Raw genomic sequence first — 14,295 nt, 5'->3', positions numbered from 1 at the left:
ATATATGCTGAGCATCGATATTATTATACTCAAGGTTAAAGATACTAACCTTATGTAATAATGGAACAAGTGAAGTTAATATTGCCGTTTCCTGTAGTTTGGGATTAATAGTTAGTAACAGCTCATGAAAATGAATATATTGCTCAGCATATGGTTTATAGTTAATAGTAGATAATTTATTAATAACATCAACTAGATATATAATATTATTAAAATGATTATAATCTTCTAGATTAAGATGTTGTATATTTTCATGTAATAGTACTGCTATGAATGAGGAAGAATCTAGTTGTAATGGTATGTATTTGGTCAGGATAGGTTGTTTTATCAGAGCAGTATTGATGGTATAACTCTAAAGCTTGATTAATGCATGAATTATTGGTGATATTTTGATATAACATATTTACTTAAGCATCTGTGAAAGTGTTGCAAGATAAAAAATTTTTAACCACACTATAAAATCTATCAGGAGTTTTGCACTTGCGTAAAATTAGTTGCAATATATTAATACTAACGCACCTTAAAGGTATAAAAATTGCATAAATTTATTACTGTGGATGGAAATAACTATAAATATTTCTATCTAATTTTAACAAGTGCGAAACTCCTATCTATATCCGAAATCGTAATACTTTCATTCTGAAATAAAAGTTTTATCTTGCAACATTCTCAGTACATTTAATTTTTTGTAATTTGCAGCTATATTAAAGCAATGTGTATATAATTGCCTTGCAACTCTCGGTACCTTGAGATAAGTAGCAATAGTTAAGAAAAATTGTAAAGTCTCTAAAATTATTTTCCATCCTTTCTCAGGAATTTTAGCTCCGATTGTTTGTATATTATGTAATCGATCAAATAATTTAATTAATAGCAACTCTTTTTTCTTCTGCTGATATAATATTTTAACTATTTCTGCTGAACTAATTTTTTTATCATTTTTAACTCGTGTTAAATCTTCAACTTGATTAGCAATCTTATGGCCAAATTCTTGTATAATCATTTCTTTAGTAAGTAACGTATCTTCAATACAATCATGTAATATGCTAGTTACTATAACATCTGTCCTAAATAAATAATCAGAAACCATGTATGCTACTTCTAAAGGATGTGAGTAATAGAATTCTCCTGTTTCTCTCTTTTGCCTGCCATGATACTTTTTAGCAAAATAAATTGCTTTTTTAATTTTATTAAGATCAACCATGTTCTTAGAGATCTTATTAATAAGCATGATCTTCGTTAATAGCCTTTTACTATATCGGCAATTTGATAGAGCTGTAATTTTTACTTTTTCTAATTCAAGATATATACCCTTAGGTTTTAACTTTCCTATAATAGGATCTATAGTTTTTTGATGATTTTCTTGACTTCTTGCCATATATCTATCCCTACTATAATTTTATTTAAGTGTAGCAAGTGAAGCACAATAATCAAGAAAATCATCATTATTAATTAATACATAATCATCAAAACCTTATCAATATCAACATTATGTATCATAAATCAGATCATCAAGAAGAGGTAACTTAATTGGTATATTACAGACAATAGTAGTACTTTTACCTTTTTCACTTGTTACTTCAATCTCTCCATTTAACTCACCAATTAGACGCTTTACAAAACTTAATCCTGATCCAAGTCCATGATATTGCATAGCAACATCAAATTTATCAATCTTTTCATGAAGATGTTGCCTGATTTCTTTAGACAGACCAATACCACTATCATGCACCATAAATTGGAATACCATTTCTCTGTGTTGTTGTTCTGATTCTGAAACGGCTGGACTAATAGCAAACATGTTCACTGTTACCACAACTTTACCTTCTTTAGTAAATTTAATAGCGTTATCTATTAACTGCTCTAATATTGCCCCTATTCGATAAGTATCACTAATTATAGCATTTGTTAAATCATACTGAAAATTACAAGATAAATTTAATCCCTTACGTTGAGCTATTGGCATCGCTTTATCAATAATCTTATTTACCAACTGTTTTGGATCAAACTTATTTAAAACTATAGGAGGTAATCCAGAATTGTTCTGTAGATAACTAAGTATATTGTTATAATAATCCAGTAATTCTTCAGCACAACTTACCACACTAGCTAAATAATCCTTTTTTTCAGGATTATCTTCTATTTCATAAAGAGCTGTTACTAATGAAAAAATCCCATTACATGGAATCTTTAATCCATGTACCATATTTTGCACCACATCTCTTTTAAATAACTCAGATTCTTTCAATTTATTATTTGCTTCTTGTAATTCTAATTTATATTTAATTATATCAGTATAATTTGTGATCGTCGAGTTAATGATATTCTCTTCTTGCTGATATGGTATTAATGTGACAGATATGGGAGATAATTGAAGATTCCAATTTGTTTTAGTAAGATTATGATTATCTTTTTGTTGATTTTGGTTATTAATTGTCATAGCATTTCCTTGCTGTTAAAGTTAAGAAAACAGCTCAGAGGTTAAAGAGATAAAATTTTGCAGTTTTAACTTAACCTCTGAACTAGAGTTGCACCACGGCCGCTCTTAACAAGGACAGATATCACCACAATTCTTTGAAGTAAAGAGGGTTTAAGAGCTTTTTTGACAAATTTTGCATAATCTAACAAAGAGCTGTAAAAAAGAGACAGAGCTAAATTGTATTGTTTGTTAGCTCAACTCTTTATCTATTACATACAAATCAAAACTAGCATTAATGATGCTAGAGAAAAATCAAGAATTCCTTGAAAATCTCTTGTAATACAGTATTTTGCTGGCATTTAAGCCTATTTTATACTATAATTATAGTATAAATATTTTAATCATAATTTCATGTCAGTAAATAACTCAAATAAGGCACAACCATTTCTGCAATGGGTTGGTGGTAAAAGAAAAATAGTTGATCAATTAGTTAAATTTAGTCCTGCAAAATTAAATAACTACTATGAACCATTCCTTGGAGGCGGTGCTTTATTTTTTCAAGTTAGAGATAAATTTAAACATTGCTATTTATCTGATATTAATCTGGAGCTAGTAACTAGCTATAACGCGGTTAAGAAGAATCCAGATAAAGTTAGTAAATTACTAGACTCCTATAAAGAAAAACACTCTAAAGAACATTATTATCAAGTTAAAAGTAATAATGACAGTAATGACCCAGCAAAGATTACTGCAAGATTTATCTATCTTAATAGATATTCATTTAAAGGCATTTACCGGATTAATATTGATGGCAAACCAGCTCAAACTTTCTCTGGTAGGAATTATAGTAAATCTGATATTGCTTCTCGATTAAAACAATGTAGCAGCTTGCTTGCTGGCACATCTATTTGTGCTATGGATTTTTCTTTCATTGAACCACAAAAAGATGATTTTGTTTATTTTGATCCGCCTTATCATAAATCAGGTGAGAAATTTTATACCAGATTACCCTTTGATAAAAATGAGCAAATGAGACTTAAAGATTTTGCAACAGAGCTCAATGATAAAAATGTTAAAATAATGATTTCTAACAGTGACACTCCCTTTATTAGAAACTTATACAAAAATTTTAATATTAGTACTATTAAGGTTAAATATTCTATCCTTAAGCACAATAAAATATCTGATGAGGTAGTTATTACCAATTATTAAAAGAGCACTAAAAACTAAATTTCTATAATTAATCTGTACTAAAAATACCTGTTCTTTATCCTCTATTTGAATCAAAACCTTGATTATTTTGAAATCTCATTAATTCAAAAGTAAAGTTCTGAGCTTTAAAAGCTTCTTCTAGATCTTGCATATGACGATTCCTCACATAATAATCATTAAAAGCTGATATTGATTTGAGAATTACCCTTTTGTTGACTATATCTTCCTCGACCACTACTAATTTACTTAATACCCCAAAATCAATATGTTGGTTATAACATTCAATAAGAAATTTCCTCACTTTATACCATATTGAATTAGGATTTAATTGCTTGCTAAGCTGCAATAGATCATTTTGTTGTTCATCTTCAGTATTATTCTGCTTCGCTTCAAGCTCAGCAAATTGTATGATTTTCAACTTCTCAATACTACTGCCATAAATCATTTGTACTTGCTGCAATATTTTATCTTGTGCATTTTCTGAAAGCGTAATATTTTTAAGCAATTTTATTTGATAGCTATTACCTACTACCCCAATAAAGGAGCAAGAGTTTAGTAATTCATAAGCTGTATCAGGATCAAAAATACCGGCGATTTTACGTTTTAACTGAGCTTGTTTGCTAGTATCAGTACTACGTTCTATTTTATCTAAATATTGTTCCTGAATTTTATGCACATTGCTAGATTTAAACTGAAACTGCTGACAATTAGCTTGAGTAGTTTCTCTTAGCTCATTAGCTAAAGCTTTAGCCATATAATTTAAAAACACTTTTTTATGACCAAAATGATGTTCTGGGTATTGTTCTGCTAGTTTCAATAAGAGCTTGTTAATGAAATTAAGATTAAATTCTCGATTTGATTTTACCTGTAATAAATCAGCCTCTTCTTGGGTTAAGGGATGGAAATCTGTTAATTTTTTTCTTTTGAACCAGCTTTTATGATTAACGGCATTAATTGCTGCATTATTGCTATTTGATGGTGTAGAGTCATATTTTTTAGAGATTTTATTAATAACTGCTTGTAGTACAGTATTAATCCGTGTAGCACCTGTTGTGATATTAGCACTAGAGAAATTAGTATTATCATCTTGTTGTTGATCATTGATTGAGCTTGTTGCCTTGAATTGTGAATCTGCTGCAAGTTTTTGTTGTTGTAACTGTTGTTGGTTATTGTGGAGAGATGCATTTTTTTCATTTTGAAAAATTGTAGATTCGCTAGATCTAGATTTATTAGATATATTTTTATTATTATCTATATATATGTACTGGTCCACACTTTTTTGGGGTTGAGGCAAAATTTCTTTGGGTTTGACCCCAAAGTTTTTTGGAGTTGGTAGAAAATTTTTTTCATGTTCATGGGTAATTTTCTGAGAAAATGGTTGGAAATTTCTAGCCAACTTAATACAAGGAGTATTGCGGCATTTAATGCCATATTTCACGACTGTTGCGTTGTAAACTTGAATAAAGCCACTTTTTTGTAACTCAAGTAGGCACTGTCTTACACGTTCTTGACAAACTCCCAAGTGTTGTGCAAAGAAATGATAGGTTTCTTGAAGTTCGTCAATGCTGTTGTTATAGTAGATTTGCATGCGAAAGACTATTAGAGATAGCAGTTGTCTTGAGGTTTTACTTAATATCCTACCATTATGAGAGGAAAGAGTACTCCATTCAGGAGGGATAAAATTACCAACAAAATTGTAGAAGATAGTGGAATTATTATCTTCATTATTAATATCTATTTTACTAGAGGTGGAAAAAGAGGAGAATATATTATGCATAATATTCCTCCTGAATCTCAGTTATAGAAGAGATTTGAAAGCAGTTATAGCTCTGATAACTTAATCTCAAAGGAGAAATAAGGAGCATATAAATTTTTTGTTAAAAATACTAAACTGTGAAAAGCTAGGAGTTAGTGTGGTGGGTGATAGTGGACTCGAACCACTGACCTTTACGATGTCAACCTAAAAGTCGCTTTTACCACATTTTTTTGTTCTTTTCTTATATACTAATTTATAGCTCATAACTCTTTATATGTTAAGGGTTTTTCTTACTACCAAATAGTTATAGCTTAACTGTAGTAGAGTTGTAGTGATTTGTCAATCTTTAAAAAATATTACAAATTTGAAAATAACATGTGGATATGATGAGCATATAGTTAGTTCAAACTAATTGCTGACTTTTATCTTGTAAATCTACTTGGACCTTTTGAATTGTTAAGAAATTATTACAATTATTGGTTGTTTGAATTATATATGGTAGAGCAGATTATGATTTTTGAAGGTCCAATTTTACTCAGTATAAGATTTGCTATTACAAGCAAAGCATATTACAGTTTAATTATATATGAATAAGCTGTGGGAGGATTTATGTCAGTTAAATCACTATTGTTTACTAAAGAAGCATTACATGAAATTAAAGCTCCACAGGTAAAACGAGATGTATATAAAGATAGCAAAGAAAAAGGATTATTGCTAATTATATCATATGGTGGTAGTAAAATATTTTACTTGGGCACAGTACTGAGTAAAAAGTATCATAGAATCAAAATAGGAGTATTTCCTGATTTATCAATTCATGATGCTAGAGCAAAAGCATCTGAATTAAAGGGTGAGATCGCCAAAGGCTATAATCCTGTAGAAGAAAAAGCTAAATTATCCAAGGAACTTACCTTTAAGGAGCTTTATGATAAATACCTCAATGAATATAGTAAAATTAATAATAAAAGATGGAAAGATTATGCCGCTTCTGTAGATAGATATGCAAAACATTTATATAATAGAAAAATATCTAGCATTCAAAAAGCAGATATTCAAGAGTTGTTTAATAATTTAACTAAAACTGGTAAATATGGAGCTAATAGATTTATTGAAATATTAAGACCTGTGTTTAGCAAAGCAATAGAATGGGAATTGCTTACAATAAATCCAGTTATTGGAATAAAGAAGCACAAGGAACAATCCAGAGATAGGTATTTAACTAGAGAAGAAATTCCACGATTTTTTACAGCAATAGCAGGCGAGCAAAACCAGGTAATGAAGGACTTTTTCTTAATAGCTTTATATACATCAGTTCGTAAGGATAATATACTTACTATGAAATGGGAACAAGTGAGTTTTACTGACAAACAATTATATCTACCAGAAACAAAAAATGGTGATCCTCACCGTTTACCTTTACTAAATCAGGCAGTAGAAATATTACAAGCAAGAAAAGAGCAATCTATAAGCGAATGGGTATTTCCAAGTGAGACCAGCAGTAGTGGTCACCTGCAAGAACCAAAGAAAGCATGGAAGAGGATTTGTAAAAAGGCAGGAATAGAAAATTTAAGAATCCATGATTTAAGAAGAACAATACCAAGCTGGATGGCTATGACTGGAGCAAATCAATATGTAATAGGACAGCTTCTAAATCATAGAGATCCAAGATCAACGGCAGTTTATACTAGACTTGCCACTGATACTGCTCGAGAATATATGCAAAAAGCCGTAAATGCCATTATAAATACAAAATCATAAATATATTACTAATGAATATTAAAGAAAAAGATAAAGTACTGAGCTGTTTTGATGTAGCTAATTATTTTTTGGTATTAGTTGATAGAGAAGCAGGGGATAGTATAACCCAGCTAAAGCTACAAAAATTAATATATTTTGCTCAAGGCATTCATCTTGCTTTATTTGATAAAGTGTTGTTTGAAGAAGAGATCAAGGCTTGGAGACATGGGCCAGTAGTACCGGCTTTACGCTCAATATTTGGCAGCTTTAGAGATAATGTAATTCCTTTGCCTGGTGAAATAGATTTTGCTATTTATACCGAGCAACAAAAAAGATTAATTCATAAAATATATTCTTTTTATGGTGAACATTCAGCTGCTTATTTACGTAATCTAACACATAGACATTCTATTTGGTATGAAGCTATAGAAAATGCAGATACTACTAATTACTAAAGAAAAGATACAGGAATTTTTTAAAGCTAATATAATCAATGATATTAAAGATTATATTTTATCAATTACTAAAGAAGATATTGCTCAAATAGAAAATGCTGAAGACGTCTGGTGGATGAATTATGATAGTGGTATACCAGCTGAAGATATTACAGAATATCTTTTAAAGGTAAAGAAGAAAAAAGAAGGTAATAAAAGCTGAAAGTCGCTTGGTCTGATGAAACCCTAGAGCAGTTGCAATTTTGGAAACATACCAACCCTAAAATGAGTAAACGTATTAGGCTTTTAATAGATAATATTATTCTAACCCCTTACACCGGAATAGGGAAACCCGAACCTTTAAAATATGAAGCTAAAGCTCTATTCTTGGTACTAACTTATCTTAAAAAAATACTCGCTCAATTTAAATTAGCTTTATTATTCACAAAGAATTGCACTGGCATATTTTTACTATTTTCTATAAGGAAATGATAATATTGTCTTGCAATATCTACAGCATCACAACTACAGCAGGATTGGATAGCAAGTTTTAAACATTCTAGTTTTAACTCTAAATCACTTCTAAACATATACAACTCACCAATAATTTATTTCGTTAATACTAGCAAAATTACTGTTAGTTATCAACAAATTCATAGATAGAGCTATAGATTCTATCTCCAGATAGACGCACTTTTATATGAATTACAGTTTTTTTTATTATGGCTTAAAACTCCACTGGCAATGTCCAAATTAGGATGTTAATGTCACCATCTGTAATTTCTATTAAGCTCGTTAATATGAATAATAATTGCTCTAATCAAAGATTATACTGGTCATTATCTACCCCCTTAAAATATATGGGATTAAGCTTAGATGAGTGGTTTGTAGTACTACTTGGTATAGTGCCTGGCATAGTTTTACTTAATAGCGCTAATGCTAAGCTTGGGGTCATATGCATTATTATAGGTATTACGCTCTGCTATATATTTAAGAAGTTTAAGAAACTATCAGAGTATTTTGTACTAAAAAGTTATTTAGTAGCTAAGAAATTACTACCTGCTCCTACCTCTTATCCAAGTCTTCTTGGTAAAAAAGTAGGGAAGTAATTGGAAAAAAGTAATGGATCATTTATTTAAGCAAAGCTCTATTCAGGAATTAGTGCAATATAATAAGAGATTATTGCTGATTACATTATTACTTGCACTTACTTGCTTACTTAGCATGATCAAAATAATTACTAAAGAAGAGCAATGGTTATTAATTCCAGCCATAGAGCCAGATCGCAGGATGATAGTATCATCAAAAAGCTATCATGAAACATATTTACGAGAATGGGCTGTTTTTGTGATGAAAGAATTATTTACTACTTCACCTGAGGAGGTAGAGCGTCAAATAGCTGATCTGAAAGTGGTATCTAGTAATACGGAGCAGCTAGATAAGTTTTTTAAAGAGCATTTAGATTTTGTTAAAGGCTCAAATGTATCATCAGTATTTTTTCCTAAGAAAACAAAAATAACTGAGCAAGGAGTAATTATTAGTGGCACATTTCGTTATTGGTTTTCTGAGAATAAACATATCTCAGCTGATAAGACATATCTTATATCTTACAAGCGAGGAGCTAATCATTTGTTATTACTAACTGGTATTAAAGAGGAGGAAAATAATCATGAGAAGTTTTAAATCACATTTTAAGATTTGGCTATTATTTACTTCTGCTTTGTTAAGCTTTAATAATGCTTATGCTATAGGTTATATGTTACATGATGATTCTGTGTTAGAGCTACAAATAGCAAAAAACTCCCCAACCAGGATTAGTATTGAAGGTGAGAAGATTAACGATATTATGATTCATCCTAAAGAAGCAGCAGAAATAATAGTCCATGATTCAGGCTGCATATTTGTTTTGCCGCAACAAGGCAACAATAAAGTTTATGTCAGCATAGTTGCTGAAAGTGGCATGGTGCAAGATCTAGCTTTAAGTTTTACTAAGGATAAACCAAGCCCGATCAGATTGTTAAAATATAATTTTAAAACAGCAGAAATACCGCAGTTTAGTAAGCCGCCAATTAATCAAAACTTACCGGCATATAAGGGATATAAAATAAAGCAAGAGGTTAAAAAATAGAGATATGTTGAACAAAATAATAAGAAAGATATTTAATAAACAGCATATAGGTTACGTAGTATTAATCACATTTTGCTGTTGCTTATTTCAAGAGATAGTATTTGCTAATAGTTTAGAGGGGCAATTAGATAAAATTGGCGGTCTTTCTACTGGTAAGCTTAAAACTATAGGAATATCAGGGGCGACGATTTTATCTTCCATTTGGGCAGTAGTAAAGGGAAATTTACGACTTGCTGGAGCAATTGTAGCTATTGGTATTATTTTAGGTTTTTATTTAGATTGGGTCTCTGCTGGTATGAAAATCAGTTAGAGGCTACCGGTTAAAATTTGTTTACTGATAGCCTCTTAAAGATAAATAGATGCTAGATGGAATTGATTAAATATATAAGTTGGATAATAAGCTATGGATCAAGAAGATCAAAAAGATATAGCAGGAAGCAAGCATAGTGTCGCAACTAGTAAATTATATTCTAAGTTCACTAGTGTAAAGTTACAGTTATTAGAATTGATAGATCGAGTCAAAACTAAACCTATCATCTCTTTAGCTGCTTTGGGGGTTGTTATTACCTTAATATTTTATTATTTTTCTGATAGCAATGAGCCAAATGAATTAAGAGCAGAAGAGCGCACAACAAGGGAGGTAATATCGGGAGTGGAAAAGGCAGTAGATCCAAGGGCAAAATGGACAGAAGAAGTGTTAAATGAAGTAAGAACTATAAAAAACCAATTAGAAACTGTCATAGAAAATAAATCTTTAGAGAGTAAATCAAAGATTGATGAGGTTAATCAAAAATTAGAATCACTAGAAAATAACATTAATGACAAGCCATTACTTTATGACGCTCTACCTCCTGACTTGCAAAAAGAAAACTTGCCACAAAAAGAGCTAGCAATAAAATCTAAACCACTCACATCCTCAAGAAGAGAATTTGGCTACGCCACAAGATCAAACTCTAGAATAAAAAAAGAGGTGAAGGACTATATTACCACTGGTAGTTTTGCTCGAGGATTACTTCTTACTGGAGTAGTAGTTGGCACTGGTACTAATAACGCCGCCTCACCTGAGCCAATAATGCTAAGGCTTGTTGATACAGCAAATTTTTCTAAAGGCTATAAAACAAAGCAGATAAAAGAAGCAATATTAATCGGTTCATGTAGCGGTGATATTTCATCAGAGCGTGCTAAATGTCGATTAGAAACAGTATCGCTGATAAATAATAAGGGAGACATTATAGAAAAGAATGTAGAAGGCTGGTTAATAGGAGAAGATGGCAGATTTGGTATTAAAGGTATAGTAGTTGATAAATCTTCAGATGTCGCAAGAATGGCAGTACTTAACGGAGTACTTGGAGGCATCGCACAGTTTTTCCAGAACCAGGCCACTAATGGTATATTTCCGGTGTCACCGATTACAGGTCAGCAAAATGTCTTAAAAGCTCAGGACGCGTTAAAAGCAGGAATGTACTCAGGCACTGGTAATGCTTTAGAAAAATTAGCTGATTTTGCGATAAAGCGAGCAGAAAGTATGAGTCCAGTAATTGTGGTTGGATCAGGTAGAGTAGTAGATGTGGTATTTAGAAAAGGTTTTTATTTAATAGATAGTGGTGAAGAGAAGCAATTAATTGCTTATAGAGGTAATTTTGAGCAAGAAAATTATCGCAATAATCAGAATCATCATGGCATAAATAATACAAACAGAGTTGATAACTTTGCTAATAATAATTTTTCTAAAACAAATCAAAAATTAAGGGAGCGATTTCTTAAAGATGATGAGAATTGGCAGCAGCAATTGGATGAAGAATTTACAGCCAATAATAATATCCTAGAGCAAGAAGGTGGCTTTTAATGAAGAGATTACCCCAGATTCTATTGTTATTGTTACTTGCCATAAGTATTAGCAGCTGTAAATTAATGCCATATCGTAGTGACTTTGATTGTCCTATTCCTGAAGGTATAAAGTGTAAATCTTTATATGAGGTTAATAAGATGGCAGATCTAGGCATGTTTGATCCAAATAAGCAAAATAATCTAGAAATATGCTGCCACAAAAAACATAAGGACAATAATCAAAGAGGTAGTTAGATAGGTTAAATAAATGCAAGCTAATATCCATAAAGATTTTAATAGAGAGAGACTATCTAAACATTTTGTTTATGAGTCATATGATCAGGATTCCGGCTTATTCTTTAATAGGGCTTCAGTAGGATTTGTATTACTTGGCTGGCCGCTTGTTGGAGCAAGCTTGCTAGCGCAAGGTGAGATTGCTGAATTTATCAAAAGTGATGAGAATTTACCAGCAGGCAGTAGTTTTCAAGTGCTAATGATTGGCTGTGATCATATAAAGGAATATTTAGATAATTGGCAATTACATAGAAAGGGAGGCATTTTTGCTGAGCTGAGTCATAAAAGAGCAAAGTTTTTCCAAGATAAGGCTACAGAAGAAGGAAATATCAAAGATATAGTTTTATTAATTTCAGTAACTATTCCAACTATTACAATTGATATTAATGAAATGATTCGCAGAAAAGAAGTACTGCAAGATACATTTAAATCAATTGGCATGTTAACTGAAGAGGTGGATGCTAAATTATTATTAAAATTACTGCGTTTAATTTTTGGTTGGAATATAGCAGAACATCCTGAGCTTAATCCTTATGAGATATTATCAAAGCAAATTTTACCTGGTGATTTTTCGTTGTTTGAAGAGGACAATTCTGTGCGTCTTAATAACGAGCAAATATTTATATCTTTAGAGGCAAGTAAAAGACCATTAGAGTGGCGATTATCAGCCATGGATTTATTTTTAGGGAATGAAATGAGGCGGGATGAATATATCAGATCAAAGTTCCTGATGCATTTTGGTTTGCAGATAGCAGCTAATCAAATGATGGCAAAAACAGCAGCGATTACTAAAAGAGAGGCATTAGAGAGAAATATTAATGCTGGCATGGGTAAGTTTTTTCCAAATTTAGCACATGAAGCGGAAGATTTAGCAGGAGTAGTAGCAAATTTACAAAATGGCGATAGAGTAATAAATATCCACTTCAATGTTATTATGTATGGAGGTGCAGATAAAACAAAAATATCAGCATCGCAGTTTTGTGCATACTTAAGAAGAAGTGGTTGGTATTTTATGCCTTGTAAATATGATCATTTAGCTGTGCTGCTTGCTAGTTTACCGATGCAGTTAGTTGAAGAGGTGTCACATTTTTTCACTAACAAGTTTGAAGCCATATTATCACCTAAAATATCAGGAGTTGGAGTAGCATTAACAAGTCTTGGTAGAGGCATTAAAACTATTGCTGCAGAAAGTAAAGTATTACTGCCGATCATTGGCGAGTGGAAAGGAGATCTTAGCTCCCCCGGTATGCTGCTTGTTGGCAGAAGAGGACAGATAATGTACTGGTCACCTTTTGGTAGTGCTTTGGTAGCAAAATTAGGACAAAATACTAACTCCACACCAAATGAGAATTTTAATCTTTGTATAGCAGGAGTACCTGGCTCTGGTAAATCAGTATTTATGCAAGAGCTAATGCTGTCGGTGCTTGGAGTTGGGGGCCGAGTATTTGTGCTTGATTATGGTAGATCATTTAAAAGAACCTGCTTGTTACTTAGTGGTAATTATATAGAGTTTGATGTCAAAAACCCTATTTCAATTAATCCATTTTCTGAAGTGCCAGAAGGGATAAATGAAAAATCAATTGAAGCAAGAGCAGATTTTTTAGCAAGTTTCCCGTCGATTTTAGCAACCATGGCAGCACCAAAATATGGAACAAATGATTTACAGCAACCAATGCTGCAAAAAGCCTTAATAGCTGTGTGGCAAGAAAAAGGAAGTAAAGCTGAAGTCACTGACATAGCAGATTGGCTGCTTAAAAGGGAGGAGTCCTATGCACAAGAACTCGGTAATATGTTGTTTCCATTTGCCAGAGATGGGCAATATGGCAAGTTCTTTAGCGATAAGGCAAAATTATCCTTAAACTCAGATATAGTAGTAATTGAAACTGATCATTTACGTAGCAGCCCAGCACTGCTTGCTGTTGTAGTACAAATTATGATTGTCCATATTAACCAGAGCATGGTTAAAGGCAATAGAGATCGTCCATTTCTAATCATGATTGATGAGGCATGGAAGTTATTATCTGGCAAGAGATCAGGAGAATTTATTGAAGAGGCGGGTAGAATTGCAAGAAAATATAATGGCTCAATTACTCTTGCTACTCAGCAATTAACTGATTATTTCAGAGAAGAAGGATCAGCAGCAGAAAAGGCTTTTGAGAATTCATCGCATAAAGTGATTTTAAAACAAAATCCAGAAAGCTTTAAAGCCATGAGAGCAAACCCGAAGCTTGCAGGTTTTGTTGATGAGGATTGGAAGCTCAATTTACTGCAGTCAATTCACTCAAATCCGCCTTATTATAGTGAGGCAGCTATTTATGGACCAAATGTTTCTGGAGTGGTAGCAAGGTTAATGTTAGATCCGTTTACTTTAATGCTAACATCTACTAATGCTAGAGATTATAAGGCTTTAGAAGATAAAATGATTGCAGGAATGAATGTCACAGATGCAATTAATAATATACTGCAGATAAGAGGTTTAGCTTAAAAGTAC

16 protein-coding genes are annotated in these 14,295 nt (G+C 31.8%); 12 read left to right on the top strand and 4 right to left on the bottom strand.

The genetic code is table 11. The features are described 5' to 3' along the window. Window positions 1-634 precede the first annotated feature (634 nt). Together GCO76_RS01190 and GCO76_RS01185 are read right to left on the bottom strand one after the other, a co-directional pair. Window positions 635-1,375, bottom strand: coding sequence for an HD domain-containing protein (locus GCO76_RS01190; RefSeq protein WP_410955902.1), 741 nt, complete (start codon window positions 1,373-1,375; stop codon window positions 635-637). Between the two features lie 111 nt (window positions 1,376-1,486). Then, window positions 1,487-2,437 (bottom strand): sensor histidine kinase, encoded by a 951-nt coding sequence (locus GCO76_RS01185; protein WP_410955901.1) that lies wholly within the window; start codon window positions 2,435-2,437, stop codon window positions 1,487-1,489. A 390-nt stretch (window positions 2,438-2,827) separates the two neighbouring features. Here GCO76_RS01185 and GCO76_RS01180 point away from each other — a divergent pair, with 390 nt between their 5' ends. Continuing rightward, window positions 2,828-3,628: a DNA adenine methylase gene (locus GCO76_RS01180; protein WP_410955900.1), complete on the top strand. Its 801-nt coding sequence runs from the start codon at window positions 2,828-2,830 to the stop codon at window positions 3,626-3,628. A gap of 55 nt (window positions 3,629-3,683) precedes the next feature. On the opposite strand, the gene GCO76_RS01175 is transcribed toward GCO76_RS01180, so the two are convergent. Next, window positions 3,684-5,405: a hypothetical protein gene (locus GCO76_RS01175; RefSeq protein ID WP_410955899.1), complete on the bottom strand. Its 1,722-nt coding sequence runs from the start codon at window positions 5,403-5,405 to the stop codon at window positions 3,684-3,686. A 588-nt stretch (window positions 5,406-5,993) separates the two neighbouring features. Here GCO76_RS01175 and GCO76_RS01170 point away from each other — a divergent pair. The 4 genes from GCO76_RS01170 to GCO76_RS01155 are packed head-to-tail and all read left to right on the top strand — an operon-like array spanning window position 5,994 to window position 8,047. Continuing rightward, the gene (locus GCO76_RS01170; protein WP_410955898.1) at window positions 5,994-7,142 is read left to right on the top strand and encodes a tyrosine-type recombinase/integrase; all 1,149 of its coding nucleotides are present in this window, start codon (window positions 5,994-5,996) and stop codon (window positions 7,140-7,142) included. A gap of 11 nt (window positions 7,143-7,153) precedes the next feature. Next, window positions 7,154-7,576, top strand: coding sequence for a Panacea domain-containing protein (locus GCO76_RS01165; protein ID WP_410955897.1), 423 nt, complete (start codon window positions 7,154-7,156; stop codon window positions 7,574-7,576). After that, the gene (locus GCO76_RS01160; protein WP_410955896.1) at window positions 7,554-7,778 is read left to right on the top strand and encodes a hypothetical protein; all 225 of its coding nucleotides are present in this window, start codon (window positions 7,554-7,556) and stop codon (window positions 7,776-7,778) included. Before GCO76_RS01165 ends, GCO76_RS01160 begins: the two co-directional genes overlap by 23 nt. Next, window positions 7,775-8,047 carry a type II toxin-antitoxin system YoeB family toxin gene (locus tag GCO76_RS01155; protein WP_410956445.1) on the top strand — a complete coding sequence of 91 codons (273 nt, stop codon included), beginning with the start codon at window positions 7,775-7,777 and terminating at the stop codon, window positions 8,045-8,047. Before GCO76_RS01160 ends, GCO76_RS01155 begins: the two co-directional genes overlap by 4 nt. Here the strand turns inward: GCO76_RS01155 and GCO76_RS01150 are convergent. Next, window positions 7,975-8,145 carry a hypothetical protein gene (locus tag GCO76_RS01150; RefSeq protein WP_410955895.1) on the bottom strand — a complete coding sequence of 57 codons (171 nt, stop codon included), beginning with the start codon at window positions 8,143-8,145 and terminating at the stop codon, window positions 7,975-7,977. The two genes, GCO76_RS01155 and GCO76_RS01150, sit on opposite strands and share 73 nt — an antisense overlap. Before the next feature lie 210 nt (window positions 8,146-8,355). Here GCO76_RS01150 and GCO76_RS01145 point away from each other — a divergent pair, with 210 nt between their 5' ends. From GCO76_RS01145 to GCO76_RS01115, 7 genes are all read left to right on the top strand, one after another. Continuing rightward, window positions 8,356-8,664 carry a hypothetical protein gene (locus tag GCO76_RS01145; protein ID WP_410956444.1) on the top strand — a complete coding sequence of 103 codons (309 nt, stop codon included), beginning with the start codon at window positions 8,356-8,358 and terminating at the stop codon, window positions 8,662-8,664. A 13-nt stretch (window positions 8,665-8,677) separates the two neighbouring features. Next, entirely contained in the window at window positions 8,678-9,238 is a 561-nt protein-coding gene (locus GCO76_RS01140) for a TraE/TraK family type IV conjugative transfer system protein (protein WP_410955894.1), read from the top strand. After that, window positions 9,225-9,683 carry a hypothetical protein gene (locus GCO76_RS01135; RefSeq protein WP_410955893.1) on the top strand — a complete coding sequence of 153 codons (459 nt, stop codon included), beginning with the start codon at window positions 9,225-9,227 and terminating at the stop codon, window positions 9,681-9,683. The genes GCO76_RS01140 and GCO76_RS01135 overlap by 14 nt, the downstream gene beginning before the upstream one ends. A 4-nt stretch (window positions 9,684-9,687) precedes the next feature. Beyond that, a complete protein-coding gene (locus tag GCO76_RS01130; RefSeq protein ID WP_410955892.1) occupies window positions 9,688-9,993 on the top strand; it encodes a hypothetical protein in 306 nt (101 codons plus the stop codon). Window positions 9,994-10,086: 93 nt separating this feature from the next. Then, a complete protein-coding gene (locus tag GCO76_RS01125) occupies window positions 10,087-11,529 on the top strand; it encodes a TraB/VirB10 family protein (RefSeq protein ID WP_410955891.1) in 1,443 nt (480 codons plus the stop codon). Further along, complete coding sequence (locus GCO76_RS01120) at window positions 11,529-11,765, top strand: conjugal transfer protein TraV (protein ID WP_410955890.1); 237 nt, start codon at window positions 11,529-11,531, stop codon at window positions 11,763-11,765. Before GCO76_RS01125 ends, GCO76_RS01120 begins: the two co-directional genes overlap by 1 nt. A 13-nt stretch (window positions 11,766-11,778) precedes the next feature. Then, window positions 11,779-14,289 (top strand): TraC family protein, encoded by a 2,511-nt coding sequence (locus tag GCO76_RS01115; protein ID WP_410955889.1) that lies wholly within the window; start codon window positions 11,779-11,781, stop codon window positions 14,287-14,289. Window positions 14,290-14,295 lie beyond the last annotated feature (6 nt).

Origin of the sequence: Rickettsia koreansis (assembly GCF_046532895.1) — a bacterium.
Lineage (GTDB): Bacteria > Pseudomonadota > Alphaproteobacteria > Rickettsiales > Rickettsiaceae > Rickettsia > Rickettsia rickettsii.
This window is presented reverse-complemented; position numbering and strand designations above follow the sequence as displayed.

Excerpts from the sequence above, each read along its gene's own strand:
- GCO76_RS01130 (WP_410955892.1), top strand. The coding sequence starts at position 9,688 with ATGTTGAACAAAATAATAAGAAAGATATTTAATAAACAGCATATAGGT.
- GCO76_RS01120 (WP_410955890.1), top strand. The coding sequence starts at position 11,529 with ATGAAGAGATTACCCCAGATTCTATTGTTATTGTTACTTGCCATAAGT.
- GCO76_RS01160 (WP_410955896.1), top strand. The coding sequence starts at position 7,554 with ATGCAGATACTACTAATTACTAAAGAAAAGATACAGGAATTTTTTAAA.
- GCO76_RS01175 (WP_410955899.1), bottom strand. The coding sequence starts at position 5,405 with ATGCATAATATATTCTCCTCTTTTTCCACCTCTAGTAAAATAGATATT.
- GCO76_RS01150 (WP_410955895.1), bottom strand. The coding sequence starts at position 8,145 with ATGTTTAGAAGTGATTTAGAGTTAAAACTAGAATGTTTAAAACTTGCT.
- GCO76_RS01190 (WP_410955902.1), bottom strand. The coding sequence starts at position 1,375 with ATGGCAAGAAGTCAAGAAAATCATCAAAAAACTATAGATCCTATTATA.
- GCO76_RS01185 (WP_410955901.1), bottom strand. The coding sequence starts at position 2,437 with ATGACAATTAATAACCAAAATCAACAAAAAGATAATCATAATCTTACT.
- GCO76_RS01165 (WP_410955897.1), top strand. The coding sequence starts at position 7,154 with ATGAATATTAAAGAAAAAGATAAAGTACTGAGCTGTTTTGATGTAGCT.
- GCO76_RS01145 (WP_410956444.1), top strand. The coding sequence starts at position 8,356 with ATGAATAATAATTGCTCTAATCAAAGATTATACTGGTCATTATCTACC.
- GCO76_RS01140 (WP_410955894.1), top strand. The coding sequence starts at position 8,678 with ATGGATCATTTATTTAAGCAAAGCTCTATTCAGGAATTAGTGCAATAT.
- GCO76_RS01180 (WP_410955900.1), top strand. The coding sequence starts at position 2,828 with ATGTCAGTAAATAACTCAAATAAGGCACAACCATTTCTGCAATGGGTT.
- GCO76_RS01135 (WP_410955893.1), top strand. The coding sequence starts at position 9,225 with ATGAGAAGTTTTAAATCACATTTTAAGATTTGGCTATTATTTACTTCT.
- GCO76_RS01125 (WP_410955891.1), top strand. The coding sequence starts at position 10,087 with ATGGATCAAGAAGATCAAAAAGATATAGCAGGAAGCAAGCATAGTGTC.
- GCO76_RS01115 (WP_410955889.1), top strand. The coding sequence starts at position 11,779 with ATGCAAGCTAATATCCATAAAGATTTTAATAGAGAGAGACTATCTAAA.
- GCO76_RS01170 (WP_410955898.1), top strand. The coding sequence starts at position 5,994 with ATGTCAGTTAAATCACTATTGTTTACTAAAGAAGCATTACATGAAATT.